This window comes from Devosia sp. A369, from assembly GCF_054489345.1.
The window spans coordinates 277288-304284 of the sequence record NZ_JBTMWV010000003.1 but is presented as its reverse complement, the minus strand read 5'-3'; the positions used below and the strand labels follow the sequence as shown (position 1 = coordinate 304284).

Annotated in this window: 25 protein-coding genes and 3 pseudogenes; 14 read left to right on the top strand and 14 right to left on the bottom strand. The window is 60.6% G+C overall.

Going from position 1 to position 26997, the window contains the following annotated elements; translation table 11 throughout:
- Nucleotides 1-423, top strand: a pseudogene (locus tag ACX3OZ_RS06660) (hypothetical protein); the annotation flags it as partial.
- Nucleotides 424-807: 384 nt separating this feature from the next.
- Here ACX3OZ_RS06660 and ACX3OZ_RS06655 read toward each other — a convergent pair.
- Entirely contained in the window at nucleotides 808-936 is a 129-nt protein-coding gene (locus ACX3OZ_RS06655) for a hypothetical protein (RefSeq protein ID WP_459104098.1), read from the bottom strand.
- 53 nt (nucleotides 937-989) lie between these two features.
- On the opposite strand from ACX3OZ_RS06655, the pseudogene ACX3OZ_RS06650 reads away from it, so the two are divergent.
- Nucleotides 990-1085: pseudogene (locus ACX3OZ_RS06650) on the top strand (ATP-binding protein); the annotation flags it as partial.
- Between the two features lie 106 nt (nucleotides 1086-1191).
- On the opposite strand, the gene ACX3OZ_RS06645 reads toward ACX3OZ_RS06650, so the two are convergent.
- The 5 genes from ACX3OZ_RS06645 to ACX3OZ_RS06625 all read right to left on the bottom strand — a co-directional run bounded on the left by ACX3OZ_RS06645 (nucleotide 1192) and on the right by ACX3OZ_RS06625 (nucleotide 6619).
- Nucleotides 1192-2877, bottom strand: coding sequence for a recombinase family protein (locus ACX3OZ_RS06645; protein ID WP_459104097.1), 1686 nt, complete (start codon nucleotides 2875-2877; stop codon nucleotides 1192-1194).
- A complete protein-coding gene (locus ACX3OZ_RS06640) occupies nucleotides 2874-3410 on the bottom strand; it encodes a DUF2924 domain-containing protein (RefSeq protein WP_459104096.1) in 537 nt (178 codons plus the stop codon). The genes ACX3OZ_RS06645 and ACX3OZ_RS06640 overlap by 4 nt, the downstream gene beginning before the upstream one ends.
- Nucleotides 3407-3991: a DUF3489 domain-containing protein gene (locus ACX3OZ_RS06635; RefSeq protein WP_459104095.1), complete on the bottom strand. Its 585-nt coding sequence runs from the start codon at nucleotides 3989-3991 to the stop codon at nucleotides 3407-3409. The genes ACX3OZ_RS06640 and ACX3OZ_RS06635 overlap by 4 nt, the downstream gene beginning before the upstream one ends.
- A 1390-nt stretch (nucleotides 3992-5381) precedes the next feature.
- Nucleotides 5382-5921, bottom strand: coding sequence for a flavin reductase family protein (locus ACX3OZ_RS06630; protein ID WP_459104094.1), 540 nt, complete (start codon nucleotides 5919-5921; stop codon nucleotides 5382-5384).
- A gap of 32 nt (nucleotides 5922-5953) precedes the next feature.
- Nucleotides 5954-6619, bottom strand: coding sequence for a FadR/GntR family transcriptional regulator (locus ACX3OZ_RS06625; protein WP_459104093.1), 666 nt, complete (start codon nucleotides 6617-6619; stop codon nucleotides 5954-5956).
- 350 nt (nucleotides 6620-6969) lie between these two features.
- Here ACX3OZ_RS06625 and ACX3OZ_RS06620 point away from each other — a divergent pair, with 350 nt between their 5' ends.
- From ACX3OZ_RS06620 to ACX3OZ_RS06585, 8 genes are read left to right on the top strand one after another with little or no spacing between them, the layout of a single operon-like run.
- Nucleotides 6970-8469, top strand: a complete 1500-nt coding sequence (locus tag ACX3OZ_RS06620) for a 4-hydroxyphenylacetate 3-hydroxylase N-terminal domain-containing protein (RefSeq protein WP_459104092.1) — start codon at nucleotides 6970-6972, stop codon at nucleotides 8467-8469.
- 11 nt (nucleotides 8470-8480) lie between these two features.
- On the top strand, nucleotides 8481-9515 hold the full coding sequence (locus ACX3OZ_RS06615) for a leucyl aminopeptidase (protein ID WP_459104091.1): 1035 nt from the start codon (nucleotides 8481-8483) through the stop codon (nucleotides 9513-9515).
- 22 nt (nucleotides 9516-9537) lie between these two features.
- Entirely contained in the window at nucleotides 9538-10200 is a 663-nt protein-coding gene (locus ACX3OZ_RS06610) for an isochorismatase family protein (RefSeq protein WP_459104090.1), read from the top strand.
- Nucleotides 10197-11039: an adenylyltransferase/cytidyltransferase family protein gene (locus ACX3OZ_RS06605; protein WP_459104089.1), complete on the top strand. Its 843-nt coding sequence runs from the start codon at nucleotides 10197-10199 to the stop codon at nucleotides 11037-11039. The genes ACX3OZ_RS06610 and ACX3OZ_RS06605 overlap by 4 nt, the downstream gene beginning before the upstream one ends.
- Complete coding sequence (locus ACX3OZ_RS06600; protein ID WP_459104088.1) at nucleotides 11036-12442, top strand: 3-isopropylmalate dehydratase large subunit; 1407 nt, start codon at nucleotides 11036-11038, stop codon at nucleotides 12440-12442. Before ACX3OZ_RS06605 ends, ACX3OZ_RS06600 begins: the two co-directional genes overlap by 4 nt.
- A gap of 12 nt (nucleotides 12443-12454) precedes the next feature.
- Nucleotides 12455-13123 carry a 3-isopropylmalate dehydratase small subunit gene (gene leuD / locus ACX3OZ_RS06595; protein ID WP_459104087.1) on the top strand — a complete coding sequence of 223 codons (669 nt, stop codon included), beginning with the start codon at nucleotides 12455-12457 and terminating at the stop codon, nucleotides 13121-13123.
- On the top strand, nucleotides 13116-13973 hold the full coding sequence (locus ACX3OZ_RS06590; RefSeq protein ID WP_459104086.1) for an isocitrate lyase/PEP mutase family protein: 858 nt from the start codon (nucleotides 13116-13118) through the stop codon (nucleotides 13971-13973). The genes leuD and ACX3OZ_RS06590 overlap by 8 nt, the downstream gene beginning before the upstream one ends.
- Nucleotides 13974-14002: 29 nt before the next feature.
- Nucleotides 14003-15292: an ArgE/DapE family deacylase gene (locus ACX3OZ_RS06585; RefSeq protein ID WP_459104085.1), complete on the top strand. Its 1290-nt coding sequence runs from the start codon at nucleotides 14003-14005 to the stop codon at nucleotides 15290-15292.
- Nucleotides 15293-15295: 3 nt separating this feature from the next.
- On the opposite strand, the gene ACX3OZ_RS06580 is transcribed toward ACX3OZ_RS06585, so the two are convergent.
- Nucleotides 15296-15694, bottom strand: a complete 399-nt coding sequence (locus tag ACX3OZ_RS06580; protein ID WP_459104084.1) for a nuclear transport factor 2 family protein — start codon at nucleotides 15692-15694, stop codon at nucleotides 15296-15298.
- Between the two features lie 53 nt (nucleotides 15695-15747).
- Nucleotides 15748-16800, bottom strand: coding sequence for a BMP family protein (locus ACX3OZ_RS06575; RefSeq protein ID WP_459104083.1), 1053 nt, complete (start codon nucleotides 16798-16800; stop codon nucleotides 15748-15750).
- A gap of 273 nt (nucleotides 16801-17073) precedes the next feature.
- Between ACX3OZ_RS06575 and ACX3OZ_RS06570 the strand changes: the two genes are divergently transcribed.
- On the top strand, nucleotides 17074-17721 hold the full coding sequence (locus tag ACX3OZ_RS06570; RefSeq protein WP_459104082.1) for a FadR/GntR family transcriptional regulator: 648 nt from the start codon (nucleotides 17074-17076) through the stop codon (nucleotides 17719-17721).
- Here ACX3OZ_RS06570 and ACX3OZ_RS06565 read toward each other — a convergent pair.
- The 5 genes from ACX3OZ_RS06565 to ACX3OZ_RS06545 all read right to left on the bottom strand — a co-directional run bounded on the left by ACX3OZ_RS06565 (nucleotide 17702) and on the right by ACX3OZ_RS06545 (nucleotide 23735).
- A complete protein-coding gene (locus ACX3OZ_RS06565) occupies nucleotides 17702-19123 on the bottom strand; it encodes an amidase (protein ID WP_459104081.1) in 1422 nt (473 codons plus the stop codon). The two genes, ACX3OZ_RS06570 and ACX3OZ_RS06565, sit on opposite strands and share 20 nt — an antisense overlap.
- 85 nt (nucleotides 19124-19208) lie before the next feature.
- Entirely contained in the window at nucleotides 19209-20714 is a 1506-nt protein-coding gene (locus tag ACX3OZ_RS06560) for an NAD(P)-dependent oxidoreductase (protein WP_459104080.1), read from the bottom strand.
- On the bottom strand, nucleotides 20596-21297 hold the full coding sequence (locus tag ACX3OZ_RS06555) for a GntR family transcriptional regulator (RefSeq protein WP_459104079.1): 702 nt from the start codon (nucleotides 21295-21297) through the stop codon (nucleotides 20596-20598). Before ACX3OZ_RS06555 ends, ACX3OZ_RS06560 begins: the two co-directional genes overlap by 119 nt.
- A 9-nt stretch (nucleotides 21298-21306) precedes the next feature.
- Nucleotides 21307-22623: an aspartate aminotransferase family protein gene (locus ACX3OZ_RS06550; protein ID WP_459104078.1), complete on the bottom strand. Its 1317-nt coding sequence runs from the start codon at nucleotides 22621-22623 to the stop codon at nucleotides 21307-21309.
- Nucleotides 22620-23735 carry a phosphotransferase gene (locus ACX3OZ_RS06545; RefSeq protein WP_459104077.1) on the bottom strand — a complete coding sequence of 372 codons (1116 nt, stop codon included), beginning with the start codon at nucleotides 23733-23735 and terminating at the stop codon, nucleotides 22620-22622. The genes ACX3OZ_RS06550 and ACX3OZ_RS06545 overlap by 4 nt, the downstream gene beginning before the upstream one ends.
- A 210-nt stretch (nucleotides 23736-23945) precedes the next feature.
- On the opposite strand from ACX3OZ_RS06545, the pseudogene ACX3OZ_RS06540 reads away from it, so the two are divergent.
- The 3 genes and pseudogenes from ACX3OZ_RS06540 (at nucleotide 23946) to ACX3OZ_RS06530 (ending at nucleotide 26546) form a co-directional block, all read left to right on the top strand.
- A pseudogene (locus tag ACX3OZ_RS06540) lies at nucleotides 23946-25374 on the top strand (NAD-dependent succinate-semialdehyde dehydrogenase).
- 437 nt (nucleotides 25375-25811) lie between these two features.
- The gene (locus tag ACX3OZ_RS06535; protein ID WP_459104076.1) at nucleotides 25812-26015 is read left to right on the top strand and encodes a flavin reductase family protein; all 204 of its coding nucleotides are present in this window, start codon (nucleotides 25812-25814) and stop codon (nucleotides 26013-26015) included.
- Nucleotides 26016-26054: 39 nt separating this feature from the next.
- Entirely contained in the window at nucleotides 26055-26546 is a 492-nt protein-coding gene (locus ACX3OZ_RS06530) for a GNAT family N-acetyltransferase (RefSeq protein WP_459104075.1), read from the top strand.
- 4 nt (nucleotides 26547-26550) lie between these two features.
- On the opposite strand, the gene ACX3OZ_RS06525 is transcribed toward ACX3OZ_RS06530, so the two are convergent.
- Entirely contained in the window at nucleotides 26551-26997 is a 447-nt protein-coding gene (locus ACX3OZ_RS06525; RefSeq protein WP_459104074.1) for a hypothetical protein, read from the bottom strand.

The window sequence follows — 26997 nt, the reverse complement described above, 5'->3', positions numbered from 1 at the left end:
AAATGGGCCACCCCACGTGGTGGGTTCGTTACGAGAAATAAGGGCGTGGCCCTTTGCGAGGAACGGGAGAGCAAACAAACAATCGAAGAACAGCTCCCCTTGATGGGCGCTGAGAAATTCGCTGCTCAATACCTACAAGCGCCGGGATTGGGCGTCGTTAACAATCATGGAAACGGAATCGCTTGGTACCGACCACCCGACTGGGATGGTAAAGCGCATCTTCCCTGGGCTCTTCTTAAGCCATTGGACCCAATGAATACCATAAGAGAACTATACTTCGACGGACCGCAATCGCCGTGGATTTGGCAAGACCCAAATCCACCAATGACTATGGAAGAATGGGAAAAGGAAGCAATTGCTCAACAGGCTGCGTTGGTCCAGCGAGTACAAGAAGATGCAAATCGGCGGCTGGCGGCTCGTTGAAGTTGCCATGGATCCTTAAGACTGTGGCGCAGCACCTTTGAGAAGCGCTGCATCGACGCGGAGCGTCGTCCGCCGACGGACCTCCGGGTGGCTACCCGAGGCGTGACCCGCATGTCCGACATGCGCAGCCACGGGAACGGCATTCAGCATGGTCTCAACAGGATCACGCATTGGCAAGCTAAAGGCCGGGCTGTCGTTAGTCCTTCCTGACAAACGAAAGCAGCGCGAAAGACACGGGCCGCAGGATCTGGTTGTCCTTGTTGTCAACGGCGGAGCAAAAGTCGTCCAGTGTGGCGGCGTAAAAACCGGCCAGTGCTGGTGGTGAGCAGATATGCCAAGGGCCCCGATCGGGGCCCTTGGCATATGGCGCTTCTGGGTTGGCTGTTATGCGCGGATTTCGCCGGTGTCGGGATGGATGATCTCGGTGGCCTGGTTTTGCTCCGCCGCGGTTTCGGGGGCGGTGCGGTGCCGGCGGGCGGCGGATTGATTGAGCCGGTAGCTGTCCCCGTTCATGGCGCAGTCAGGATATGGACACGGTGGGTGAGCCGGTTGAGCAGCGCGCCGGTCAGGCGGTGCAGCACCACCACCAGAAGGTTCGCTTCTTCGTCACGCTCGACTTGGTCAATGCGCTCGAGCAGGAAAAAGCCTTCAACAAAGCTGGCTAGCTGGCCGAGCGCCTGCACCGATCGCGATGACCATTCCCGACGTTGACGTGAGCGTAGCGATGGCAATGAAAGCAGCGATCAGAGCCCGCCGCGCGTCGACGATTTACCTGATAATCGACGCCTGATCACGCCAGCTCAGCGGCAGTGGGGTCCTCCAGATCATGCGATCTGCGGTGAAATCAACCGGATGTCTGCCAGCCACGATGTCCTCAATGATGGAGGGCGCGAGGAAGGCCAAGGGAAGAAGCTGACTAACATAGCCGTCGGTGACCTGCTCTTGCTCGGCGATTTGGGCGGGTGATGCGCCGGCAATAATGCGATCCGCCCAATCACGGGCGCGAACAATGGCAGTCAGCAAGGTTTGATCAGGTGCATTATGGGTGCGATCAGATGGTTCGACGGCAAGTTTGAGCTGCGGCCCGCGCCGCCGAATAGCCAGCGGTACCCGCACCGCAATGATGTCATCACGATCCTGCCTGTTTGTCGCCGAGCGCGCGTCGGGTTCGTCTCTCCATCCCAGCATCGTCTGAAGACGGTTGCGCGCGATCTGCAGCTCGAGGTGGGTTTCGCGATAGATCACCTTCAGCAGAAGATGGGTAACGGTCTGGCGAATCTTTTCACCACTGCGATCGCTAAGCTTCTCGGCAATAACACTGGCGTTCGTAAGCATGTCGCCCACGGCGCTGCCGCCGACGTCAAGATCACTCGCCAACTGTTGGTGGTCGTGCAGGTACGAGGTCAGGGCAGACACAACCGCCCGCTCGATTTCTCGGGCGGGAAGGCGGCGTGGCGTGTGTCCGGCTTCCACCTCTTCCACATAATACTGATATCGGCGCGAGCCTTTGTTGGCATGCGTAGGTATGAAACGACTGCTGCCGCTGGCGACCAGAAGGTCGGTCAATAAATGTGCTTCTACGGCCGCTCGACGCCGTCGTATGCGCGGGCCCTGCGTATTGGTCTCGAGTTGAGCTTGCACCGCATGCCAGGTGGCGATGTCGATGATGGGAGCATGTTGGCCTGGGTGTGACACTGTTTTGTGAACCACGCGTCCAATGTAGATGGGATTGGACAACAGCTTGTAGAGATGCCCGCGGGTAAAATGTCGCCTGCCGGTCGAACGCCCCTTGGCCGAGAGGCGTGGTGCCGTCATAAAACCATCAGTCGCGAGACGCTCCAATAAGGACGGCACGCTACCAACCTCAAGATAGAGCCGGAAAATGGTTCGGATGGTTTCAGCTTCTTCCGCGTTGATAAGCAGCCGCCGGTCCCGAACGTCATAGCCCATCGGCACCATTCCACCCATCCACATGCCCTTTTTCTTGCTCGCGGCAATCTTGTCGCGAATCCGTTCTCCGGTGATCTCGCGTTCAAACTGTGCGAAGGAGAGCAGGACGTTGAGCATCAGCCGACCCATCGAGTTCGTGGTGTTGAACTGCTGAGTGACCGAAACGAACGACACCTTGTGGGTGTCGAAAGTTTCGGCGAGGCGGGCGAAGTCGGTCAGCGACCGCGTCAGGCGGTCGATTTTGTAGATGACGACGATATCGATCTCACCGTCACGCACGGCCTCCATGAGACGAACAAGCGCAGGTCGATCCATGTTGCCGCCCGAGAAGCCGCCGTCGTCATACCGCTCTGGGACCAGCATCCAGCCTTCATGGGCCTGTGATCGAATATAGGCTTCACCCGCCTCACGCTGGGCTTCGATGGAGTTGAAGTCCTGGTCAAGGCCTTCTTCGGAGGATTTGCGCGTATAGATCGCGCAGCGGAACCTAGTCTGCTCGCTCATTGGGTAAGCTCCGATGTGACAAAACCCCGCCGCGCGCCGCCGGAGGCAGGTTTGACCAAGCACGGTTGCGGTCTATCCAATCCAAAAAACTTTGGTCCGGACCACTTGGTGCCGGTGATTGCCACAGCCACCGCCGATAGGGTGCGGTAGCTCCTGCTCCGCCAGACGAAACCACTGTCGACCACATCCACCAGTTCGGTCGTGCCATTCCATTCCCGCATCAGTCGCGTACCCGGTGACAATTGCCTATGCGGACTCGGTAACCGCTGGACACCGATGCTAGCCCGACCGTTCTGCTGCTTGCGCAGGACCATGGCTTGTCGCTTCAATTCGCGTTGGGTGTCCGACTTCAAACCACCGAAAACCTGCTCCTGCAATCGATAGGCAATGGCCCGCTGGAGAAAGCCGGCCCGCATCTTGCGCGGCGGTTCGGTGCTAAACACCTGGCGCCATTTCGCCTGCAGCGTCGGGGTCTTGAGCGCCTCGAGCGCGACAAGCTCGCGCGCCAGTTCGGATGGTGATAGCGCTCTCATCGCTGATCGCTATCCGCCGTGACATTGGAAATGTCAGTGTCGATCTTGGGCGAGGCTGCGGCAAGAATGCGGTAGACGCGGCCCTTGCCGTCCACCAATTGTGATGTCACTTCGAGCCTACGTCTGGTTTTCAGCGCCCCGCTCATGGCACCGCGTACCGAGTGTTTCTGCCATCCTGTGGCCACCACAAGGTCGTCGATGGTCGCGCCATCGGCATGGCTCAAGCGATCGACGAGAAGCGCCAGCTTGGACCCCGGTCGTGGTGGCGTTGCCGAATAAGTGAGCGAGAGTGTCGCCGAATGGTTCGTACCTTCGGTGTCAGACACGCCAATTGACGCAAGGCCAAAGGCGTTGATCACCAGTGTGGTTGGCTCCCCACCTTCGGTACGCCCCCATGCAACGTCTCCGGTCCCCGCCAGAATCTCATCGATCAGGCCGCTTGCAAGCGTCGCCCGCAAACTCAGCGCGATGGCGCCAGCATTCTTGTTGAGTGTCTTTGGCGCAGGCAAGACGCGGCGGTCGTCGCGGCTTCCTGCGTGAGCTAGGATGACGCGCTGGGTGTCAGTCAGGGGTTTGGGCATTTTCACAGTTCTCAGGCAAGGCCTGGCCAATCCAGTCGTTGCACTGAGCCAAGCCCGGAGCTGGTCCGGGCGGTCGCTACGCACGATCAGCAATGCGTGCAATCTCAACGAAGTCCAGTCCGCATTGCTACCATGGCCTTGTATAGCCGCGTCAGCTCTTCGGTGCCCATTTGATCAGCGGCATTGACAATCGGGTCGACGTTCGCAGGCCTCCGACACCGTTGCGACGACGTTCAGTTTTCCCGCTTATAGTATTGCGGATCCTCTGCAAGGCAACGCGCCATGCTGTCACTGCCGTCTTCCGGCAAGCCGCGATCACGCGTAATGCTTCGATGATGCCATGACGGATGCCGGGCGTTACATTTCGCTTTCCTTCGGAGGCTGTCAATCGCTGTGGACGCCCGCCTGTTCATTGGCTTTGGGCATGTGGTCAGGTGCAGTCGTGTGTCCGGCCTCATGATGCGACCATTGCACCCCGCGGGCCCGCATGGAATACGCGGAGCGGGTCCAAATCGACGCGTCGCGCTGAGAATGCGCTTCGATCGACACTGGTTTTCTCGTTCCCGTCTCATTGACTGTTTACCCTTACCCTCTGATCGACCTGCTCACATCCCCCGACGACCCAAGTGCTGCTTGCGCCTACGCGGCGACAGCACCCGGAACTCTGTAGATCCCGCCCTTCTGGATGAGGGCCCATGCAATCCTGGCAATACGGTTGGCCAGCGCCACCGCGGACCACCATGCGCGGCTTTCTGGTCAGCATGCGCGCCGGCCAGGATCCCTCGGGCGCGCCCTTCCGGTCCGCCCATCAAACAACGGTCATAGCCCCGCTGATCGGCAGCCGCCGCAAGTCAGGCTGCCCCATCTTTGAGGTAGAGCCCAGCCGTGTCTTGCCGCCCCGCCGAGTTCTGCTTCGGCGTCAGCCACGGCCATGCTGAGAAGTCGCGCCCTTTTTGAAAGCTTTCGATCGGTGGCGCCAAGGCTTCGAAGCGGTAGCGCAGATCACGCCGATGCCGGGGATCGTCATTAGGCGTTTGGCGGTATCGTCCCGGCGAGACCGGAGGCGCAATTCCTTGTCGAGTGAGCCCATGCGCTCGTTCAGCGCGCAATTTGAGCGAACAGCATCTGGGACAAGGCGATGACATCTGCCGGCAACCCGCCGTCGGATTGTCCAGCATTTCGGCGAGCACTGGATATGAACGGGCTCGTTGGCGGCCACAATGCTATATTCCGCCGGAGGGCCAGGCAGCGCATTAAGCGTCGGTCCGCCGGCGAACCAGCAAATCGCGGGTCAAGGACGGTCTTAGTTGTTCGTCTTCTAGGTAACTGCTCCGTTGCCGGCCGATGGGCTCCCGCCTGATTTGCTCGCCTGCTCGCCGGAGGCGAATGCTCAAATCGCCGATGGCCCGATTTGCGCGAGATAACGGTAACTTCCACGGTTGTAGAGCAACGGTCCTGCATCAGCACGATGATGCAGCGCGTGGACCTCTCCGAACAGAATGGCATGCGTGCTGGACTGGTGAATTTCTACGAGAGAACAGTCGAAGGCGACCAGGGCTTGTGAAAGCACCGGCGCGCCGGTCGCCAGTTGAGTCCACTGGTGGAGGCTGAACCTGTCATCGCCGCGCAGGCCGCCTTTGCCAGCAAATATGGCGGCAACATCATCCTGCCCTTCGCACAGGAAATTGAGGCAAAACGCCCCGGCCTCCTGCATGACGGGCAGGGCAGTTGAGAGTCGGTTTACACAGGCCAGCATCATGGGAGGAGAGTCTGAAAGGGAGCTCACTGCGGTAACCGTTACGCCCACTCTCTGACCGGCAGAGCCAGCGGTGAGCACGGCAACTGTGCTCGCCGGGTTGCGCATGGCGTCCCGGAAGGCGGCCGGGTCGACCGTTGTTCTGGAGGATGAGTCTTGAGGTCGGTGGTTCATGTCGTAACCCTTCGAATAACCGCTTGATGAGGTCACGGCGCCGCAGCCTCGGGCTGCTCACCGAGCAGCCAGCGCTGAATGGCCCGATAGTGGGTCAGCATCGCCTCCTGTGCGCTATTGCCGTCGCGACCCCGGATGGCCGCTAGCACGGTGGCGTGATGACGGAAGCCGGTTTCCTCGGTAAAGGCCGGCATCTTCATGATGAAATCGGGATCGCGCGTAATTTCGTTGAGGGTGGAGATCAGCAGGAAGGCGGCTTGGTTGCCACTCGCTTTCGCTACTGCTTGGTGAAATGCAAGATCAAGATCCACATCATAGGGTCGCGATAGGGCTTCCTCGTGCAATGCCGTGAGTTGCGCGATGTCGTTGGGTGTCGCTCGCATGGCGGCCAACCGGGCGAGCCCGGGCTCCAGGGCGATGCGTATCTCACCGATTTCAACAGGATTGGTCTGGTTTGATAGCTCCACCCAGCCCAGCACGCTTGATTTTCGTCTCCGGCGAGCCAGAGGCGATATCCGTCCCTCTTCGCTGAGCCGTGCCAAAGCCCGGCGCAGCACATAGCGGTTCACTCCAAGCAGCTCTGCTAATTTTCGCTCGCTGGGGCGCCGCGAATCTGCGGCCAGCAACTCCTCCAGTCGGACGAGAATGGCATCGCTGGTTTCGGCCGTATCGCCAGGAGTGGGGATATCCAGAGCCATGGTTGTCGCAAGCCTCGGTTAGTGGTTTTGTGAATACAACCAGAATTGCGCGAAACTTTCAACCAATAATCGACCATTCCCGAAAAACGATGAACTTACACGGCAATCTGGTTGGCTAGAGCAAGAGCGCCCCACGCTTGGCTGTGCATGATGTTTCGACCTAAAGGCAGTCAAAACAGCGGATTAGCCCGGAGTTATTCGCAGGTCGCGGTTAACAACCGATATTTTCACGGGTCAACCCAAAGTTCGTGGTTGACATGAACCGACGGGCGTAGGAGTAACTGTGGTCATAGGAATGGTTGCGCGGATATGTCCGGGCGGTCGGCCACCAGATCCAACGGAGACGGAATATGTCTGAAGGACGCACCAACGCGAATGCATCGAATTGGGTCGAGGGCCGCAAGCATGCCTTGCGCAGCGGCGATCAATACATCAACTCTCTCGATGACGGGCGCAAACTCTGGGTCAAGGGGCGGCGCGTCGAGAAGGTTATGGACGAGCCGGCATTGGCCGGGGGCGTCCGTCTCATGGCGCAGATGTTCGACGACCAGTTTACTGACGAGCATCGCGAAGCAACCACGGTCCTCGACGACAAGAGCGGTCTTATTGTCGGTCGCTCTTGGCAGGAGCCCAAGACGTTCGACGAGATGATTGCCCGTCGCAAGATGATCGAGCATACGTCGCGCGTCACGGCTGGCACTTTCGGTCGGCCGATCGATCTGGCCCCGACGATTGCTATCGGCATCGCCGCAAACATTGATGGTTTCAAGGGCGCCAAGTCAACGTTCAGCGAGTGCCAGCCCGACTTCGTCGAAAATATTCAGCGCTATGTGGAGTATGGCCGGCTCAACAGCATCACGGCCGCCGAATCGCTTACCGGTCCGCAGAACGACCGCTCCTCGCCCATGGCGCAGGCTGCCTCCCTTCTGCGCGTGAAGTCGGTGTCAAAGGACGGTGTGCGGATCTCTGGCGCAAAGTCCGTGGGCTCTGTCGCCGCACAGACCGACGAGATTTTCTTCACCAATCTGGGCTATCCCGGCACGCCGCCGGAGGCCTGCATCTGGGGCGCGGTGCCGATCAACTCGGACGGCATAAAGCTAGTCAGCCGCGAAATGCTGTCGCAGCCCGGCGAAGACCCGTTTGACCATCCGCTCACCTCGAAGGGTGAAGAGGCGGACCAGCTAGTCATCTTCGACAATGTCTTCGTCCCCAAGGATCGCATTTTTAATCTGGGTGACCAGGGTCTGCTGGGGATGTCGGGGAAGTGTGTGCTCTGGGCCCATTGGCACGTGCTGACGCGCCTGATGGTCAAATCCGAAATATTTGTCGGTTGCGCGCAAATGCTGACGGAAATTCTTGGCACCGGACAGATTCCTGCAGTCAAGGCCATGCTTGCCGATATCGTGGAATACAACCGCGCACTAACGGCCTTCATCACGGCGGCCGAAGCCATGGCGAAGCCGACATCCACCGGCACGATGGCGCCAGACGTGACCATGATCACGGCTGGCCGGCTGTTCTCGATCCGCAACTATCCGACGATCGTCCACATCCTGCAGGAAATGTGCGGTCAGGGGCTGGTCATGCGGTTCGGCAAGGCGGCCTTCGAGAACCCTGATATCAAGCATCACCTTGAAGAGCTGCTCCCCGGCAAGGGTGTGACTGGCATGCAGAAAGAGCAGCTGATGAACTTCATCTGGGATCTTACCTGCTCGGCCTTGGCTGGTCGAGTGGCGCTGTTCGAGAACGTCAATGCCAGCCCCGCTCCGCGGCTTCGCGAGCGGCTCTTCGACGAGTTCGACCGCACCGGCATGGTAAAGCTTGCCCGCCAGCTCGCCAACCTCGATTGATGGTGTGACCCGTGGCAACGCAGCTTGAAATGGTCAATCTCTTTCGTTCGGCACTACAGCTTTGCAAGGTGTCCGGCGACGAAACCGTCATAATCCTTTGTGAAGGCGAAATCCGTGCCGACTATGCGACGGCCTGTCTCTTGGCTGCCCGCGAAATCGGCGCGAACGCCTTCCAGATCAAACTGGCGCCACGGGCCGCACGCGGTGCCATGATTGCTGCGGGAAGAAACCCCGTGGCGGGCAACCGGCATCTGGTGGAGGTGCTCAAGGGTGCCGATATCATCATCGATCTGATGGGCATGCTCTTCTCGCACGAGCAGGAGGAAATCTGCGCGAGCGGGACAAGGATGCTCTTCATCCACGAGCCGTTTGACATTCTTTCGCGAAACTTCCCGGATGCCGATCTGCGCCGTCGCATCGAATTTGGGGAGACGCTGCTCGCCAACGCGAAGGAAATGCGCATCTGGTCGGATGCTGGTACCGATGCCCGATACCAGCTCGGCCAGTATCGCGTCATGACGCAGTATGGCTTTACAGACACGCCTGGACGCTGGGATCATCTGGGCACCGGCCAGGTTCTGAGCCAAGCATATGACGGCATGGTCGAAGGCCAAGTCGTGGTCACTCCGGGCGATCGGGTCATGGGCTTCGGGCGATGTGTCGAGAGCTCGGTTGCCCTCACCATCTCCGGCGGCAGGGTAACCAGCATCGAGGGCAGCGGCGTCGACGCCGCGATGATGCGCGACTACATCGCCGACTATGACGACCCCCGGGCCTACGCCATCAGCCATATTGGCTTTGGACTGCTCAAGCCGGCACGGTGGTACGACAGCATCATCACGCGCACTGCCACGGCCGAGATCGGGGTGAACTCGCTGTCCTACTACGGCAACGTCCTGTTCTCGCTCGGGCCGAACACCGAACTGGGCGGCACCAACGATACCGCCTGCCACCTCGACATCCCGCTCCGCAACGCGTCGCTATCCCTCGACGGGCGGGTCATTGTGGAGAACGGGAAAATCGTCATTCCCGAGTTGCAGGCATGACGCGGCCGTTAAGGAGCTGAACGTGGAAACATCGGACAAGACGGCGCGCCAGCTCTACATGGAGCTCAGGTCGGACCCATCAAGGCTCCGCTACACTTTCGGCAAGCGCCCGATGCTGGTCAATGTCGACCTGCAATGCGCTTATACCCAGGTGGGTATGTCGCCGACCGCCTACGAGACCGATCCCAACCAGATCGTTTACGTGAACCAGATAGCGCGCGAACTGCGTCGCCACCGACTTCCGGTTGTCTGGACCTATGTCGCCTACCACATCAGCGGGGCGGATTGCGGTGTGCATGGCAGCCGCGACGATCAACCGTTCAGCCTGCAGAACCTCAAGCATGGCTCGGAACGGGCCGCACTGGATCCACGTGCCGAGGTCGATGACGCCGATTTCGTTATCAACAAGCGTATGCCCTCGGCGTTTTTCGAAACGCATCTGACCTCGCTGGCCACATTTCACGGCATCGATACCGTTATTGTGACGGGCGGTTCCACATCGGGATGCGTGCGCGCCACCGTGGTGGATTCGATAAGCCGGGGGTTTCGGACCTTCGTGCCCGAGGAATGTGTAGCGGACCTGCATGAGAGCCGGCACTTCGCCAGCCTTGATGACATGATGCGGAAATATGCGGAAGTCCTTCCAGTGGGCGATATTCTCGAACTCGTCTGTGATTTGCCATGATGGCAGCCCACTCCAACTCCGCTGTGTCAGTGCGCGTGGCCAGCCAGAACACCATGTTGCACTGGAACCCCGCCAGCGACGGCCCGCTGCCGGCGTCGCTGCGCGGCGGCGGGATCATGCTGGGGAATTTTGATGGTTTTCATCGCGGCCACCGGGCCGTGGCGCGGCTAGCTGCCTCCTACATCGACGGCGCGGCGCCGCTGATCGTCATGTGCACCAATCCTCATCCGCGGACCTATTTCTCCACCGACCGACGTTTCCGCATCACCCCAGGGACGCCACCAACGCGGTTGCTGGAAAGTCTCGGCATTCACGTGATTTATGCGCCGGTCTTCGACGCGGCGTTTGCCACACAGTCATCCGAGCAATTCGTCGCCCGGGCATTGGTGGAAGACCTCGGTGTGCAGACAGTCATCTGCGGCAGCGATTTCCATTTCGGACACAGGCGAGCGGGAAACGTTGACAGCTTGCGGGCACTCGGTGACCGGTACGGACTGGCAGTGCGGGTATTGGACGACATCGTAGATGGGGCCGGCGCACGAATATCGTCGACTGCCGTTCGGTCGGCCATTCGTACCGGCGACCTCGCGCTCGCGGCTGACCTGCTGGGCCGCGATTGGGAACTGCCGGTCAGCAACTCGGCGCAGGGCTGGTCCATTGCTCCCGATGTCATCCTGCCGCCCGATGGGTTGCACATGGTCCATTGCTTTGATCGGGCTGGATACTTGCTGGGAGCGGGGCGGCTGGAGATTGAGGACGATGCGCTAGCGGCCGCGCAATTGCACGATCTGACAGCGGGCGTGACCTGGACCTCGTTGTTCGGGCGTATCGCGCCATGAGCGACGCTAGGACCCTGTTTGCCAAACTGTGGGACGCCCATGTCATCGACCTTGGCTCCGCCATGCCGGCGGGCGTCGATCTGCTTGCGGTGGACCGTCACCTGCTCCACGATCTCGCCGGCGTTATCAGCCTTGAGGAAATGGCCGAGCGCCACCTGCACACGGCTTTCCCTGACCTGACGATCGGCATACTTGACCATACGGTATCTACCGCAGTGGGCCGAAACGCTATGTCGACACCCATCAGCCAGCGCTATCTTCCCGCCATGAGCCTGCTTTGCGCCGAGCATGGAATCCCGCTCTTGCCGCTCGATGGCGAGGGACAGGGCATCGTCCACGTGGTCGCGCCGGAGGCAGGAATGGTCCTGCCTGGACTGACCGTCGTCTGCGGCGACAGCCACACTACCACCCATGGCGCCTTTGGGGCGCTCGCCTGGGGCATCGGTTCGTCCGAGGTCACCCATGTTCTGGTGACCCAGACCATCAGGCAGACGCGTCCACAGACGCAACGGATCAGGCTGGCAGGCAGCTTGAAGCCCGGCTTGCGCGCAAAGGACGTGATCCTGAAGCTGATAGGGGACCTCGGCGTCGCCGGAGGCAATGGTACCGCGATAGAATTCCAGGGCCCCGTCGTGGACGCCATGTCGATGGAAGAGCGCATGGTGCTCTGCAACATGACGCTAGAAATGGGAGCAAAGGTTGCACTCATCGCCCCCGACGAGGTCACCTTTGCCTACCTCAAGGGGCGCCCCTTCGCGCCGGAAGGAGGCCTTTGGGACAAAGCTATTTCCGAGTGGCGCGGACTCAAGAGCGATCCGAGAGCCACTTTCGACATCGAAAGATCATTCGACTGCTCCGACATTTCTTATCAGGTCACCTGGGGCACGACGCCTGAGCATGTGGTCGGTGTGGATAGCGTAGTACCGCAGCCCTCCGCGGAGACTGACGCGCCAAAGCGGCGCCTCATGGAGCTTGCCCTAGACTATATGGGGCTGGAGCCGGGGCGCGCCATGTCGTCTATCCCCGTCGATTGGGTCTTCATCGGATCCTGTGCCGGCGGGCGTCTCGAGGACTTGCGGATTGCTGCCGAAATTGTGCGCGGCCGGCATATTGCCGATGGCGTCACGGGCTGGGTCGTCCCCGGCTCGGCAGCCGTGCGTGCGCGCGCCGAAGAAGAGGGCCTCGACCGGCTGTTCCAAGCTGCCGGATTTGACTGGCGTCAGTCCGGCTGTTCGCTTTGCTCGGCTGCCAACGGGGAAACGGTGCCGGCTGGACAGCGCTGCATTTCGACGTCCAACCGTAACTTTGTCGGGCGCCAGGGCCCCGGTGCGCGCACCCATATCGCCGGCCCCGCGGTGGCTGCTGCCTCGGCACTTGCCGGCTATATCGCACAACCAGATTGATGGTGGTCTAACTTGCGTCCTTTTCAGTCCGTCACCTCCCGCGCCCATGTATTGCTGCGCGACAGCGTCGACACCGACATGATCATCCGTATCGAGCGGCTGGTGCTCGTTTCGCGCCGGGAGCTCGGGCGCTACGTCTTTGAGATGCTGCGCAGCCGCGCTGACGGTACGCCCGATCCCGACCATCCGCTCAACGCGCCTGATCTTCGAGGGGCAGAAATTCTGATCGCGGGGCGGAATTTCGGATGCGGTTCGTCGCGTGAAGCCGCAGTTTGGGCGCTGGCGGGCTTTGGCATCAGGGTAATCATCGCGCCGAGTTTCGGCGACATTTTCCGCAGCAATTGTATCAAAAACGGCATCCTGCCTGTTGCGCTACAAGAGGATGCCTGCAGGGATCTGGCGGCAAGTGCCCAGAGCCTCAAGGCGATCACGGTGGACCTCGAATCTGGGGTCATCAGTCTTCCGGCCGGCAGCACACAGCCCTTTTCCATGCGGGCGGACGAGCGCGAGAGCCTGCTCCGCGGCGAGGACGAGATCGCACTGACCAGCATGCACACCGCGGCCATCGAGGCGCATTTCCGCAAATGGCAGGAGGCGGCCCCATGGGCGAGCCTCGATCGACTGGCCATGGACGCATTCATCCGATCAACGACTTCAATACAAGGAAAGCAAGATGACTAAAACGACGACCGCGTTTCGCAAGCTTCTCGCCGATCGCAATGTCCTAGCTCCCGGAGCCTATGACCCCCTGACGGCAATGCTGGTGGAGCGTATCGGATTTCAGACCATCTACATGACCGGTGCCGGTGTTTCCGCAGCCCTTGGATTGCCTGATTACGGCCTGCTGTCAATGTCGGAGATTACCGACGTGCTCCGCCGCATGGTCAAGTCGGTAAACGTCCCGATCATTGCCGATGCGGACACTGGCTATGGCAACGCACTCAACGTCGTCCACGCCGTTCGCGAGTTCGAATCCACCGGCTGCGCAGCGATCCACATCGAAGACCAGGAATTTCCAAAGAAGTGCGGCCACCTGGAAAACAAGCAGATTGCGCCGCTTGAGGAATATGTAGGCAAAATTCAGGCGGCTGCCTATGCCCGCAAGGATCCGGAATTCACCATCATTGCGCGGTCCGATGCGCGGGCCAAGCTCGGCTTCGAGGAGGCGGTGCGCCGGGTGAATGCGGCGCTTGATGCCGGCGCCGATGTTGGCTTTGTCGAAGCACCCGAAACGCTTGACGAGGTCCGGGCTATCCCGAAACTCGTTAAGGGGCCATGCATGATCAATATCGTGCGTGGCGGCAAGACTCCGCTCGTTGCCTATAGTGATCTCCGTGAAATGGGCTATTCCATCGTGATCACCCCCGGCATGGCGCTGATGACTGTCATCACCGCTTACGAGGCAGCGCTCCAGGGGCTGCTCGATACCGGCGTCATCCCGGTGCCGCTCAAGGAAATTTCCATAGTCGAGGTGCTGCAGCGCGTCAATATCGACGGCTGGGATGCCGATCGGGTGGCCGTGTCCGGCTAAACTGTACAACGAAAAAAGGGAGAGCGAGCATGCTGGACGATCAGGCTATCTTGGTAATCTGTGACGCTGTGGATCGCAACTTCGATGAACAGATCGCTCTGACCGGTGAGCTGGTAGCTTGCCCCTCCCTTCGTGGCCATGAGGCAGCGGCGCAGGATGTCATGGCCTCCGCTATGGCGGCTGCCGGGCTTGTTGTTGATCGGTTTCTGCTTGATGCGCAAGCGCTGACTCAGCATCCCGGACACTCTCCCATTGCCATTTCCTATGACGGCATGACCAATGTAGTGGGAAGCTGGCGTCCGGCCCAGGAGACCGGGCGCTCGCTCATATTCAACGGTCATGTGGATGTTGTCCCCCCTGGCAATCCTGAACGCTGGACCACGGCTCCATTCGGGCCGATGGTCCGCGATGGCTGGATGCATGGACGTGGCGCGGGGGATATGAAAGCAGGCCTCGTCGGCACCCTTTTTTCCTATAAGGCAATTCGCGCTGCAGGCTTTCAGCCCAATGGTCGTATTCACTTCCAGAGTGTCGTCGAAGAGGAGGCCACCGGAAACGGCACGCTTGCCTGTCTGTTGCGAGGGTACCGCGCGGACTGCATGTTTGTGCCCGAACCATTTGGTCCCAGCCTCACGCGGGCGCAGATCGGCCCCATCTGGTTTCGGATCGATCTCGATGCTTCACCCGAACATGCCTCGGGGTTTCAGACGCGAAGCAACAATGTAATCGAGGGGGCGCTTCGCCTGTGGGAGGCCGTCAAGAGCCTTGAAACGAGCTGGAACGAGCGGGCGCGACAGGACCCGTTTTTCGGCGAGCATCCCCTCCCTTTGCGTTTCAACTTGGGCAAGATATCAGGTGGCGAATGGCCGTCGAGCGGGCCAGCTCGTTGCACATTGGAGGCGCGTTGCGCGATATTGCCCGGCAGGAGTCGCGACGCAGCCGCGTCGGAAATACGCGAGTTCGTCCAGTCGGCCAGCGCCACCATCCCTGAGTTGCATGGCGCGACAGTGGCCGTCGATTTCCACGGCTTTTATGCCGAGGGCTATGTTCTCGAAGGCGCGCCGGACCAGGAGGCAGCCTTGGCCCACGCGCACCATTCGGTCTTTGGCACGGCTCTGACCGAACACATCACGCCGGCAGCGACTGATGCCCGCTTCTATGGCTTGTATGATGGCACGCCATCGCTGGTCTACGGTCCGATATGTGATTCAGCGCATGGCCACGACGAGCGCGTTGACCTGGAATCCGTGCGCCAGGTCACCAAGACTATGGCTCTATTCATCGCGAACTGGTGTGGCCTCAGCCCTGCTCAGAACTGAGTGTCAGGCCTGCAACTGGGCGGCGAAAATATCCCAGTTCCAATAGTCGTGCGTTTCATGGATCAGACCGTTGCGGATTACGAAGCGATGGACCCCCTGCAACGTGACTTCGCGGGCATTTGCGGCAAAGGGGCCGATTGCACGGGTCATGGTCCCTCGCATGGCATAGAAAACCACGATATGGTCGCCAGCCTCTACCTGCTTTTCCACATCAAAGCGCAGCCCTTCGAGCATCTTAAAAAATCCCGTCAAGCCGGCCACCAAAGCGTCGGGGCCGGTGCGGGAACGCCCGGATGCGGCCTCGGTATGGGAGCCGTCGCCCGCATAGAGCGAAGCGGCCTGCTCTGCGTCGTGGGCGTTGTAAGCCGCATAGAAGCGGTCGATGAGTTCAGGATGGGTCATTGTTGGCCAGAGCTATAGGCAGGCCGGCACGATGCCGGCCTGCCAGTTTATGGTTACTGCGCGATCGTCGACATCAGCGCCCGGGTGGCTTCGGGGTCGACGACGAAGTCGACCACGATCGTGCCATCGATGATCTGCTGGCGCACAACTTCGATTTCGGCCCACACGTCGTCTGGTATGTATTGCGAATGCAGCAGCGCCTGCGAATTGTTTTCAAGCGAGAGCGCGTAGGAGTTCGTGCCGAAAGTACCGGCCCGGATATCTTCGACCATCTGCACATAGACCGGAGCCATGTCCCAGACGATCGACGAGAGCAGGTGCCCCTTGTCGATTGCGGTCTTGTCGCCGATCACGTCGATGAACCAGACCTTTTCGCCCGACGGGGTGGTGGTCGTTTCGATCGCCTGCAACATGCCAAAGGACGACCCGTTGCCCTGGCCGAGGATGACGTCCGCACCTGCGGCGATGACGCTCTCGGTTACACGTTTGGCGCCGGCCACGTCCGCATAGGCTGCCGGGCCGATGATCGCATAGCGCAACTCGATCTCCGGAGCGACCGAACGAACGCCTTGGGCAAAGCCAGCCGACTGCGCGTTCCAGTTAGGCGATTCCGAGGAAACGACAATGCCGATGACCTTGGTCTTGGTCGTGCGTGCAGCCAATACGCCCGCAAGGAAGCCCGCCTTGTCACCCATCAGGATATATTCGCCGATCAGGGGAGCCTCGGAGGGCGCGCCGGCCGCGATATAGATGCCTTCCGCCTTGCCCACTTCGATCGCCTCGGTGGTGTAGACGGCACCATGGGCCACGATCAGGTCCACGCCGTCTTCAGCAAGTTCCATGAGCGTGGGGCGCACATTGCCATAGCCGAGTGCCTGAGCGACAATCGCTTCCGTCCCGGTTTGCTCGGCAGCCCGCAGGATGCCTTCGACACCCTGCTGGTTCCAACCAAAATCGTTGCCCTGTTCGGGGGTCATGATAGCGATGGACTCGACATCCTGCTGCGCCAGCAGCGGCGTGCTTAGTCCTGCCAGCAGCAGTCCTGTCAAAACTGCGAAATTCGTCCTGATTTTCATTGTTATTCCCTCACTCCGTTTATCAGACATCCCCGTGGCAATCTCCGCAATGGCCCGGCACAACTATTCAACCACAAGAAACCAAATAATCAACCTATTTAATCAACCGCGATTCGATAAATATGAACCAACGTATAAACCATGAGTTTGTGGTTGAGTTTTTGAGGGTGGGTAGTGCATGATACCCGGCTTGGCGAATTGAAAGGGCACCTCACTCTCGTCGGTGGTTGAAGCTGCGCACCGGAAGATGCTAAATGGCGGCCAGCAGCTGATAGTTACAACAATATGATCGTGGGGGAACTGGTGAGTTCGACGTCCAACTCTCGTGCAGGACTTTCCGCATCGGGCGAACGTCCGCAGGCATTGGCCGAATTGGCCGACAGCGTCCGTGCCTATATTCGCCAACACGGTACGCTTCCCGCTGAGAGAAAACTGGCAGAAGAGCTTTCCGTCAAACGCCATCAGTTAAGACGTGCCCTGAAGCTGTTGCAGAATTCGGGCGAGATGGTTAGAGAGACCGCCCCGCGGACACCCAGGTCACGCAGCAATAGCCAGTTTGCAGGACAGGTTGCGCAGAATAGCAACCCGCTTGAGGTCATAGAACTCCGGTTGATGATCGAACCTACATTGGCCCGGTTGGCGGCATTGAGGGCAACGCCGCCGATGATCGCGGCCATTCGCAGGGCAGCAGCTTCCGACAAGCGTACCTCGCCTGAGACCAGCATCCACCGTCTGATCGCGGTGGCCAGCGGAAACACTGTCGCGGCCGAAATTCAGCAGTTGCTCGAAAAGATAGCGACGGAGATCGAAGGTGATCGCGAGCCCGGTGCTCCCGGCGAGCATTTGCCCGTCGCTCAGGCCATAGCGGACCGGGATCCGGAAGCGGCCGAGCGCGAAATGCGGGCGCATCTGGCCAATCTGCATACGCAAATCAATACCGCGCACTTCTGACTGAGGCGGGCCAGGGACGAGCCTGCTCAAGTTGGCCGGCGAACGAAAACAGCAACTCGTCTGCCCCTAGGGGGGCCCCGAATTGAACCCCCACTGGAAGGCCACCCGCCGTCCGATACAACGGGACGCTCATCGCGGGGCACCCGGAAGCATTGAAGATAGCTGTGAAAGGCGAGTGTCGCCAGAAGCGATTGAAGAAGTCATCGAGATTGATACCGGCGCCAGCCATGTCACCGATCGGCCGGGCCGTCTCTGCGGTCGTGGGAGACATCAGCAGATCGTACTTTTGAAAGAACTGGCCTAGCGCGCGACTTGAACGATGCAGCACCTGCACAGCGTCTAGATAGGTAACGCCAGATATCGCCCGGCCTGCTTCGATCCACTGCTGGTTTATCGGCTCGATGGAATCCTCGGGATGGGCGATGCTGTGCGCCTGCGCATATTGGTCGATCCATTGTGTCACGCCCACGGCCGAAACGGTGAACCACGCCTGCTTCAGCAGGGCCTGGTCCATTTGCACGTATGCCGGTTCGACGATATGACCAAGCTCTGAGCACAGGCTTGCTGCACTTTCGACTGCCAGCTTGCAAAAGTCATCGACAGCACCGAACTCACTGCTGGCCAGCACTCCTATGCGCAAATGCCGGGGAGGTTCACCAAAGGCGTCCAGAAAAGGCCGCGCCGGCGGCGGCGCAGCATAGGGATCTCCGATATCGGGACCGGAGCTCACAGCTAGCATCAGCGCGCTGTCTCGCACCGTCCGGGTGACGGCATGTGGCGTCGACATTCCCGCACTGCCCTCGGCAAGCAGCGGGCCTAGAGGGTTGCGAATCCGGGTTGGCTTGAATCCAAAAAGGCCGCAGTGGGCAGCGGGAACTCTGGTGGAGCCAGCGCCATCCGAACACTGCGCGACTGGTACAATCCCGGCCGCTACAACCGCAGCGGCTCCCCCTGAGGAGCCGCCGGCGCTGAGTGCTAGGTCCCACGGGTTTCTGCAGGGTCCGAACAGTTCAGGCTCGCTGGTGAAGCTCAGGGCGAATTCGGCTGTAGACGTGCGGCCGATAAAGGCAAACCCGGCCGCTCTATAGCGCGCGGCCAGTGTGTTGTCCGCCACACAGACCTGATTGCGCATCAGCGCACTGCCGCAGCTCATCGGCGTGTCCCGCACTGCGATGCCAATGTCTTTCAGCAGAAGCGGAACGCCTGCAAAGGCACCCTGACGCGGCATGGCCGACATTTGAGCCGGGAACTGGTGCACCACTGCATTGATCGATGGGTTGCGCTCGGCGATGCGCCGCTGTGCCTCCTTTACGAATGCATCGGGCTCTACAGCGCCTGACCGCACCAGTTCCGCCATGCCGGTTGCATCCAGCTGGTCGTAGATATCGGCAATCTCACTCATGCAATGTCCTGAGGGCAGTCGCTTGGCCGGACGTTATTTGTTACCGCCGCCATGCCGCGTGTAAGAGGGCCTCGATCACGGAGTTTCATGGTTCCGCCGCGTCGAACGGGACCATCAGGCCGATATCCTGCAGCCTGGTTGCGACCTGGTTGGCCGCCACAACGCCAGCCCCAAGATCGTTGTCCTGATCTATCTCGCCCGCTGCCAGCGCGAACAAAAAATCTGCTAGTGATTTTGACGTTTCCGCAAGGCCGCGGACGGCCGCGCGGTCCAGATCGTGGATCGCACGGCGATCGATGGGCGTGATCCCCGGAACGCCGATTTTTCCCCCGTCGACCAGTCCGTGCGGCAAGGCGCCAACCAGATTGTGCACGCGGCGTTCCCGCAGCAAGGCAATCGTCATGTCGACCGCCTGCTTGGCGCCGGAAACGCGGCTCGGGTGATCCGTGTCAGCGGCGGCATGAGGCAGAAGACTGATGCGGTCCCCAAACAGCCTGCCTAGTTCCAGATAGGGTAAGAGCGGGCCGCTTGGTTCACCGCCATGGAGAAATATATCGGCATCGATCGCAACGTCTCGCACTCTTCCGGACGCCATGGCGTTCCGCAGGGCAGCGACATCGAGCACCTCGCCGCGATCATAATTGATCACCAAGGCGCCAGGCTGCAGCAGCGACAGGATTTTGGCGCTGATCAGGCCGGAATTGGCGAATGTGCCAGTCTTCGGCGCGATCGGACCTAGGCCGGTATGTATGGTGAGAATGTCGACGTCGCGGGCGGCGGCCTCAAGCGTGGGCGCGAACTCGTGGCCCGCAGCCTCGATCCAGACGCGGTGGCGCTCCCGGGCATGCACGACCACGTTCATCTTGAAGGCAGCACAGAGCCGGGCCACTTCACGGCCAATGTTGCCAGCGCCGATCACCCCGATCCGCATGCCTTCGACCTTGCTGGTCGGGAACCCGCTAAGGTCACGGGCAGTGTCGAAGGTGCGCGCCATCACCTTGCCGTGCAAAAGACTGACTGGCAGATCTGGCCGATAATGCAGGATTGCCTTCAGCACCATCTGCGCCGTTGCGCGCGCGTTAATGCCGGGCGTGTTCATGAGAGCCGCCGCACCACCCAGCCCATCGCTGCCACCCCAGCTGGCAGAGCGCATATTGCCCGTACCCGCCCCAATCCGCACAGCGCCAACGGCAACGCGCGCCTCCGCCGGAATGATCTTGGCGGCTGCGATGAGCACGTCGTAGTGGTGCGCCGTCGTCTCCGCGGCGACATCCGCCGGAGTAGCGAGTTCGGGGCGATAGTAAAAGGTTATCGAGCCGGGTTCTGCTGCGGGGTAGTCAGCAGGCGATCCAGATAGGAAGACAGCGCCCTGCCGCTCCACGTGCGTCGCCACTTCTCTGATATCTGGCCGTCCGTCCGACCTCAGTGCGAGGCCCACATTGTCGCAGACTAGCACACCGAACGGCCTTATGTCAGTCATGGTCGCCACCAGTTTCACGGCCGGCATCATCAGTCCGGCGCAACCGGGAGAGCAGATTGTCGGCAGCATCCTGAATGTCCCGATCGAGAGCCGCGACCAGTTCAGCTTCATTTCCCTCTCGCAGTGCCTCGATCATGCGGTCGTGCTCGGTATTAGCGATGGCATGGAAACGTCCTTCCGCGACCAGCATGGCGAGCCAGGGACCTATTCGGAGCCAGCAGTTGCTGATGATCTGCACCAGAAAGTCCTGTCCCGAGGCTTCGTAAAGGCGAAAATGAAAGGCTTCGTTGGCCACGAGATAGTCGCTGAACCGATTGTCGACCATGGCTTCAGTCATCTGCTGGGACAGATCGATGAGGTCGTCGAGCAGTGCTGGGTTGCGTCGAGGCAGGGCTCTGGCAAGTGCCATCGGTTCGAGGCGCAGCCGTATATCGATTATCTCCGTATAAAGCTCTGGCGTCATCGGCGGCACGCGGATCCGCCGCGTCGGCGTCAATTCCAAAGCGCCCTCCGCCACGAGTCGCTGCAGGGCGTCGCGCACCGGAGTGACCGAGATTCCGAGTTGCAGCGACAGTTCGCGCAAGGGAACAGAACGATCGACAGGAAAGCGACCACGCCGAAGGGCGTCACGCAATGCGGAATATGCCTGCTCGTGCAGTGGTTCACTGTTGAGGGGCGCCAATTCCAAAGCCAAACCGAGCTCCTAAAGTGTATCGAACACGGCCCTGAGGGCCCTGAGGAAGATATCTGCTTCTTCACGCTGGATGACCAGCGGCGGTCGGATCTTGAGTATGTTGGCGCCCTTGCCGCAGGCACTGATCAGCACGCGGTTTTGGCGAAGGCCGTTGACGATTGCCGACGCCAGCGCCGCATCCGGCGTGTTCTGGCTTGCGCTTAAGACACATTCTACGCCGATAAACAGGCCGGCACCGCGAACCTGCGCGATGTCTGGTCTGCCCTTGCACGCTTCCTCTATGCCGTCGCGCAGGTACGCGCCCATCGTTACGGCGTTGGCCGCTAGGCTTTCCTGCTCGATGACGTCGAGCACCGCCATTCCCGCGGCCATTGCGACCGGGTTGCCACCAAACGTGTTGAAATAGCGGGCGCGCGCCCCGAAATCCGCAACCAGATCGGGCCGCATGGCGACGCCCGCGACTGGAAATCCATTGCCCATAGGTTTGCCCATCGTCACGAAGTCAGGAACGACACCGTGCCTCTGGAAGCCCCAAAACGTTTCCCCCGTGCGCGCAAACCCGGGCTGAACCTCGTCGGCGATGAAAACTCCCCCTGCTTTGTGAATTTCCTCCACAGCGGGCCCGAGAAACGCGGCCGGATCTGGGTATATCCCGTCACTGGCGAAGATGGAGTCCATAAGGAGGGCTGCCGGCTCGACGCCATCGGCGCGCATGGATGCGATAGCCTCGGCAACGCCGGCTCTCAGGCGTTCCCCCTGTTGGCCGGCCGGCACGCGCAGCGAATCCGGTGCGTCCACGAAACGGACGCGCGGACTTGGCACAATGTGCCCACCCAGAGAAGGAGATGCCTCGGCCACAGCCTCGGTCAAGCCGTGATAGGCGAGGCGCGTTACGATGACACCCTGCCTTCCGGTTGCCGCGCGCGCTATGCGAAGCGCCAGGTCATTGGCCTCTGAACCGGTGCAGGTGAACATCATGTGGCCAAGCGAAGACGGCAATTTGGCCAGCAGACGCTCGGCATAATCGACGACCGTGTCGTGCAAATATCGCGTATGGGTGTTCAGCTTTGCTGCCTGCCGTGAGATCGCTTCAACGACATGAGGGTGGCAGTGCCCCACTGACGCGACATTGTTGTAGGCATCGAGATAGGCATCGCCCTTTCGGTCATAGAGCCAGACGCCACGGCCCTCGACGGCGTGAAGCGGTTCCCGATAGAAAAGACGATAGGCCGGGCCCAGGGCTCGGTTCCGTCGGGCGATCAGCGCGGCATCTTCTGCGCTGAGTTCAGGAGCGTTCGCGGTATCGAACGCATTCACCATGGTCATGGACGTTTTCCTCCGGGACCGGTCTCGATGGCCGTCCTGATCTGGTCGCTAGTAGGTCCGATGCCGGTTGTCTCCAAGGCATCCAGGCTGCGCAGTGAAGCAGGAACATTGCGCAAAATGTAAGCGCGATTGGTCGGATACATTTTGGCACGCCAAGCCGTGATCGCCAGCGTCGCGACATTCCTGAGTGCAAGCAGGTCGGGCAGAAGGCTGATCTCTTCTTCCTCCAGCGGCAAGACCGAATGATACCCTGCGACGAGTGAGCACAAGGCTTCGAACGGGTCTGCACCTGTGCCAATGTGGTAGGAGCCCGCCACAGCCAGATCGCAGACAATCGGAGTATGCACCATGTCGCCGAAGTCGATGACGCCGGTAATTCGTCGCGCATCGACGCCGTCAGCCACCAAGTTGAACGGATTGAAATCGTTGTGGACGATCTGCGCACGCAGCACCGGCAGGCGCGGCGCGATCACATCGTCAAACCGTGCAAGCACGCGATCGACCCGCGCACGGACCTCGACGTCGTCGATGGCTGATAGCATTGGGCGCAGCAGGTGCGCCTGCTTGAGGTCCCAGTGCAGCATGTGGCCTGCCGCCGGATGGAAGTACCCCCGCAGGGCCAAGGTCAGGCGCGCCAGCGTCCGTCCGATGTCGGAGTATAGCTCGGCAGACGCGGCGGCCTTGTTGAGAAGCGTTCCCTCAAGAAAGGACACCAGCCGGACGGCGTGAAGGCGCCCGTCTTCGCCCGTAGCCTGCGCCTGAGCCTTTCCGTCAACCGTGGCGAACACCCGCTGTACCGGCAATTCCGGTGCGACTGCCGCCAAATGCAGCAGCGCTTCGACCTGCATCGTGGTGACCGCAGTGTCTTCACTGTCGTTGGTGATCTTGAAAAGCGCCTGCTGGCCATCCTCGAAACTGACGCAGTAGTTTGCGTCTCTCTCGGCAGTCAGGACCGCGATCTGTCTGGGGGTGACGCCATACTGCTGCACCAGCAAGCTGTGCACCGTCCCGACCGACAAGAGAGGCGGTTGTTTGGTCAGCAGTTCATCCGCGCCAACCAAAGCGGTCGAAAGGATGTCCGCCCGTGACAAGAAGCGAAGGGAGTGTTTCATCGCCAAAGCCTAGCCCAGCTTGCTTGACTGTTGCAAGATATTTGTTATAACAATTAAGAAGCAGGGGAGCAGCGATGGTTGCGCTAGTATGTTCACTGGCACTGAGCCTGAAAGCTGGCGTTCAGCTTGCAGCCGGCTGGTATGTCGCTGTTGCGGCCATTTCGTTGAAGCGCGGCAGTGCGGCATCCGCCAATGTCTGACCGGGTCGCTATGCCGATGCTCAACGATCCCGCGCTACTCAAGTCGCAGTGTTATATCGACGGTGTCTTTGTCGGCCAGGCCAGCATTGATGTCACCAACCCGGCCAATGGCGACGTGCTGGGTTTCGTGCCCAATCATGGTGCGGCGGAAGCGGCCGTGGCTGTGGATGCAGCCGCACTGGCATTCCATCCCTGGGCGGCACGAACCGCCAAGGAGCGCAGCATTATCCTGCGGAAGTGGCTCGACCTGGTCGCTGCCAATCGCCACGATCTGGCGACCATCCTCACCAGCGAACAAGGTAAGCCATTTGACGAGACGCTCGGCGAGATTGACTATATCGAATCCTGTGAGGAAGAGGCTAGGCGTATTGCCGACGAACTGCTGCCGTCTCACCGCGCCGATGCGCGTATCGCGGTCCCGCGCCAGCCAATTGGGGTAGTGGCGGCGATCGCGCCGTGGAACTTTCCCGCGGCCATGATCATCCGCAAGATTGCCTCGGCATTGGCCGCCGGATGTACCGTCGTAGTCAAGCCGGCACTGGAAACGCCCTTGACCGCATTGGCGCTGGCCGAACTCGCCCGCCGTGTCGGATTTCCGGCAGGCACGATCAACATCGTGACTGGAGACGCCCGATCCATTGGCGGCGTGCTGACCAGCCAGGTCTGCTTGGTCGGTTTTACTGGTGCGACGCCGGTGGGCAAGCTGCTGATGGCCCAAGCCTCGACGACCCTCAAGAAGGTTGTGTTCGAGCTGGGCGGCAATGCCCCCTTCATAGTCTTCGATGATGCAGATCTCGATGCGGCCGTCGAAGGCGCCATGGTGTCCAAATGTCGAAACATGGGGCAGACCTGCGTCTGCACTAACCGCATCTACGTGCAATCGGCGGTCTATCATGCCTTTGCCACGAGGATTGCGGTGCGCGTCGAGGCGCTCCAGATCGGTGATGGCGTCAACCAGGGACCACTGATTACCGAGGCTGCGGTCCGTAAAGTGGAGGAGCACACAACCGACACTGTTGCCGAGGGAGCAAGTGTGATGACGGGCGGTAGCCGGTATGCGCTAGGCCACACCTTCTTCCAGCCGACGGTGCTCACCGGTGTGACATCCCAAATGATGGTGGTCAGCGAGGAAACCTTTGGTCCGCTGGCGCCAGTGTTCCGGTTCTACACCGAAGAGGAAGTGATCGTGGCCGCCAACGACACCGAAACCGGCCTTGCCGCCTATTTCTATTCTCGCAACATAGCCAGCATTTTCCGTCGTCATCGAGAGGTTGGAATATGGGGTGGTGGGCGCCAATACCGGACTGATTTCCAGGGAACTCGCGCCGTTTGGCGGCGTCAAGGAGAGTGGAAACTCCCGCGAAGGGTCGTCCGGTGGCATCCTGGAATTCAGCGAACTGAAATATGCCTACTTTGGACGGCTGGAAATGGGCATGTGACGGATTCGCTGAATCGACCCCTTCATGTCGCTCTGAATCGCGTTTGCCAGCATGTCACCTATTGGGAGCGACATCTGGTTCACGCCAACAAGATCCACTCCGACGGCACCTTAACCCCGTCTCTCCCCGACGAAGCTGTCGGAGTGGATCCCCGCTCTGCGCTGGCATTTCACCGAGGAAACGGGTTTCCGCCATCACGAAATGGCGCTGGCGGTCATATGTTCGCGCGATCCGGTCGCCGCCCAGGGCGCAATAATGACTTACTATCGCGCCATCGATCGTTGGCTGATCGGGGAACTCTCCGATCCCTTCGTGGGGTAAGGGGCAGACGGGACGGGAACAGAACATGTCTACACTCAACACATCCTCATCCGCGTCCGTCATCGAACCGGCTGCCTTTCTATACGCAGTGCGCAATCTGCGCCAGCAGCGCCGTGGTGACGGCGGGCGAACCGGGAGACCGCGTCGGGGTGATCGTCACCACCGCCGAAGGTTGGGTCGCCTTTGATTGCGCCTTGGTCACAGTCTATGCAGCCTCAACCCACAGCGTCCTGTTCGGCGAGGTGCGCGCCGTGCAACATCACGAGGAGGCCGTGCCCCTGCTTGATGCGCGCGGCAGCTTCCGACGCCCTAGCCCATGAGGCGGCAACGCCCGCCTGACAATCCGAGGACAGTCCGAAATGACCCCAACTCTGCGCTGCGCCAACGAGCAGGATCTGCCCGCCATCATGGCCATCGAACGTTTGCCGGGCTATGCCGACCTTGTCGGGTCGCGCAGCCATGACGAGCATTGCCAGGACATGGCAAACCCCTCCTACCGGCATTTTGTGCTGGAGAGCGACGGGCAGATAATCGGCTTTGCCGTGCTCACCGGTTTCGGCCATCCCTGGGGCATTGTCAGCATTCATCGCATTGCAGTGGCCGAGGGCGGCAAAGGCACCGGCACGCTGTTTACCCGCCTGGTCTGCGATAAGCTTTTTGAGGAAATGGCGATCTACCGGATTGTTCTCGATGTGCTGCCCGACAATGCGCGGGCGCGTCGGGCCTATCAGAAGGTCGGTTTCTTCGAGGAGGGGCTGATGCGCCAGGCGTTGCGCTATCCCGATGGCCGCCGGGCCGACCTCATCCTGATGGCGCTGCTGCGTCCCGAATGGGAAGTGCGCGCCGCCTAATCGTTCAGGGCAGCAGCGCGCAGGCCGGTGTTTCGCTGCCGTCCGCCTGGCAGTGGAGCGTAGCGTCCGCCTGTTCGGCTGCTCGCAGCGCCAACTCGCGGATACTGGGCAGGGCTATGTCCCTCCAGGCGCCGCCAGCATAGCCGCAGAACAGCGTCTCTGACGCCATCGGGTGACCTTGGACGTTGTAGAGATAGACGGCTTCCGTCCGCTGATCGAGCTGGAGGGGGATCGCTAGCCTGTCGCCCGGCGCGGTGGTAGGGAAATCGATGCGGAACCAGTGGGCGAGCAGGACGCCGCAGGCGAGCGGCCTGTCGGAATCGTTCTGCACGCCGCTCGACAGTTCTGTCAGCACCTCCGGCAGTTGCTCGGCCCGCACTGCCCCGGCTGGGACAAGGAGCGCCAGGCAGAGGGCGGCTGCCGACGGCCCGGCGCTTCCTTTCAGAAACAC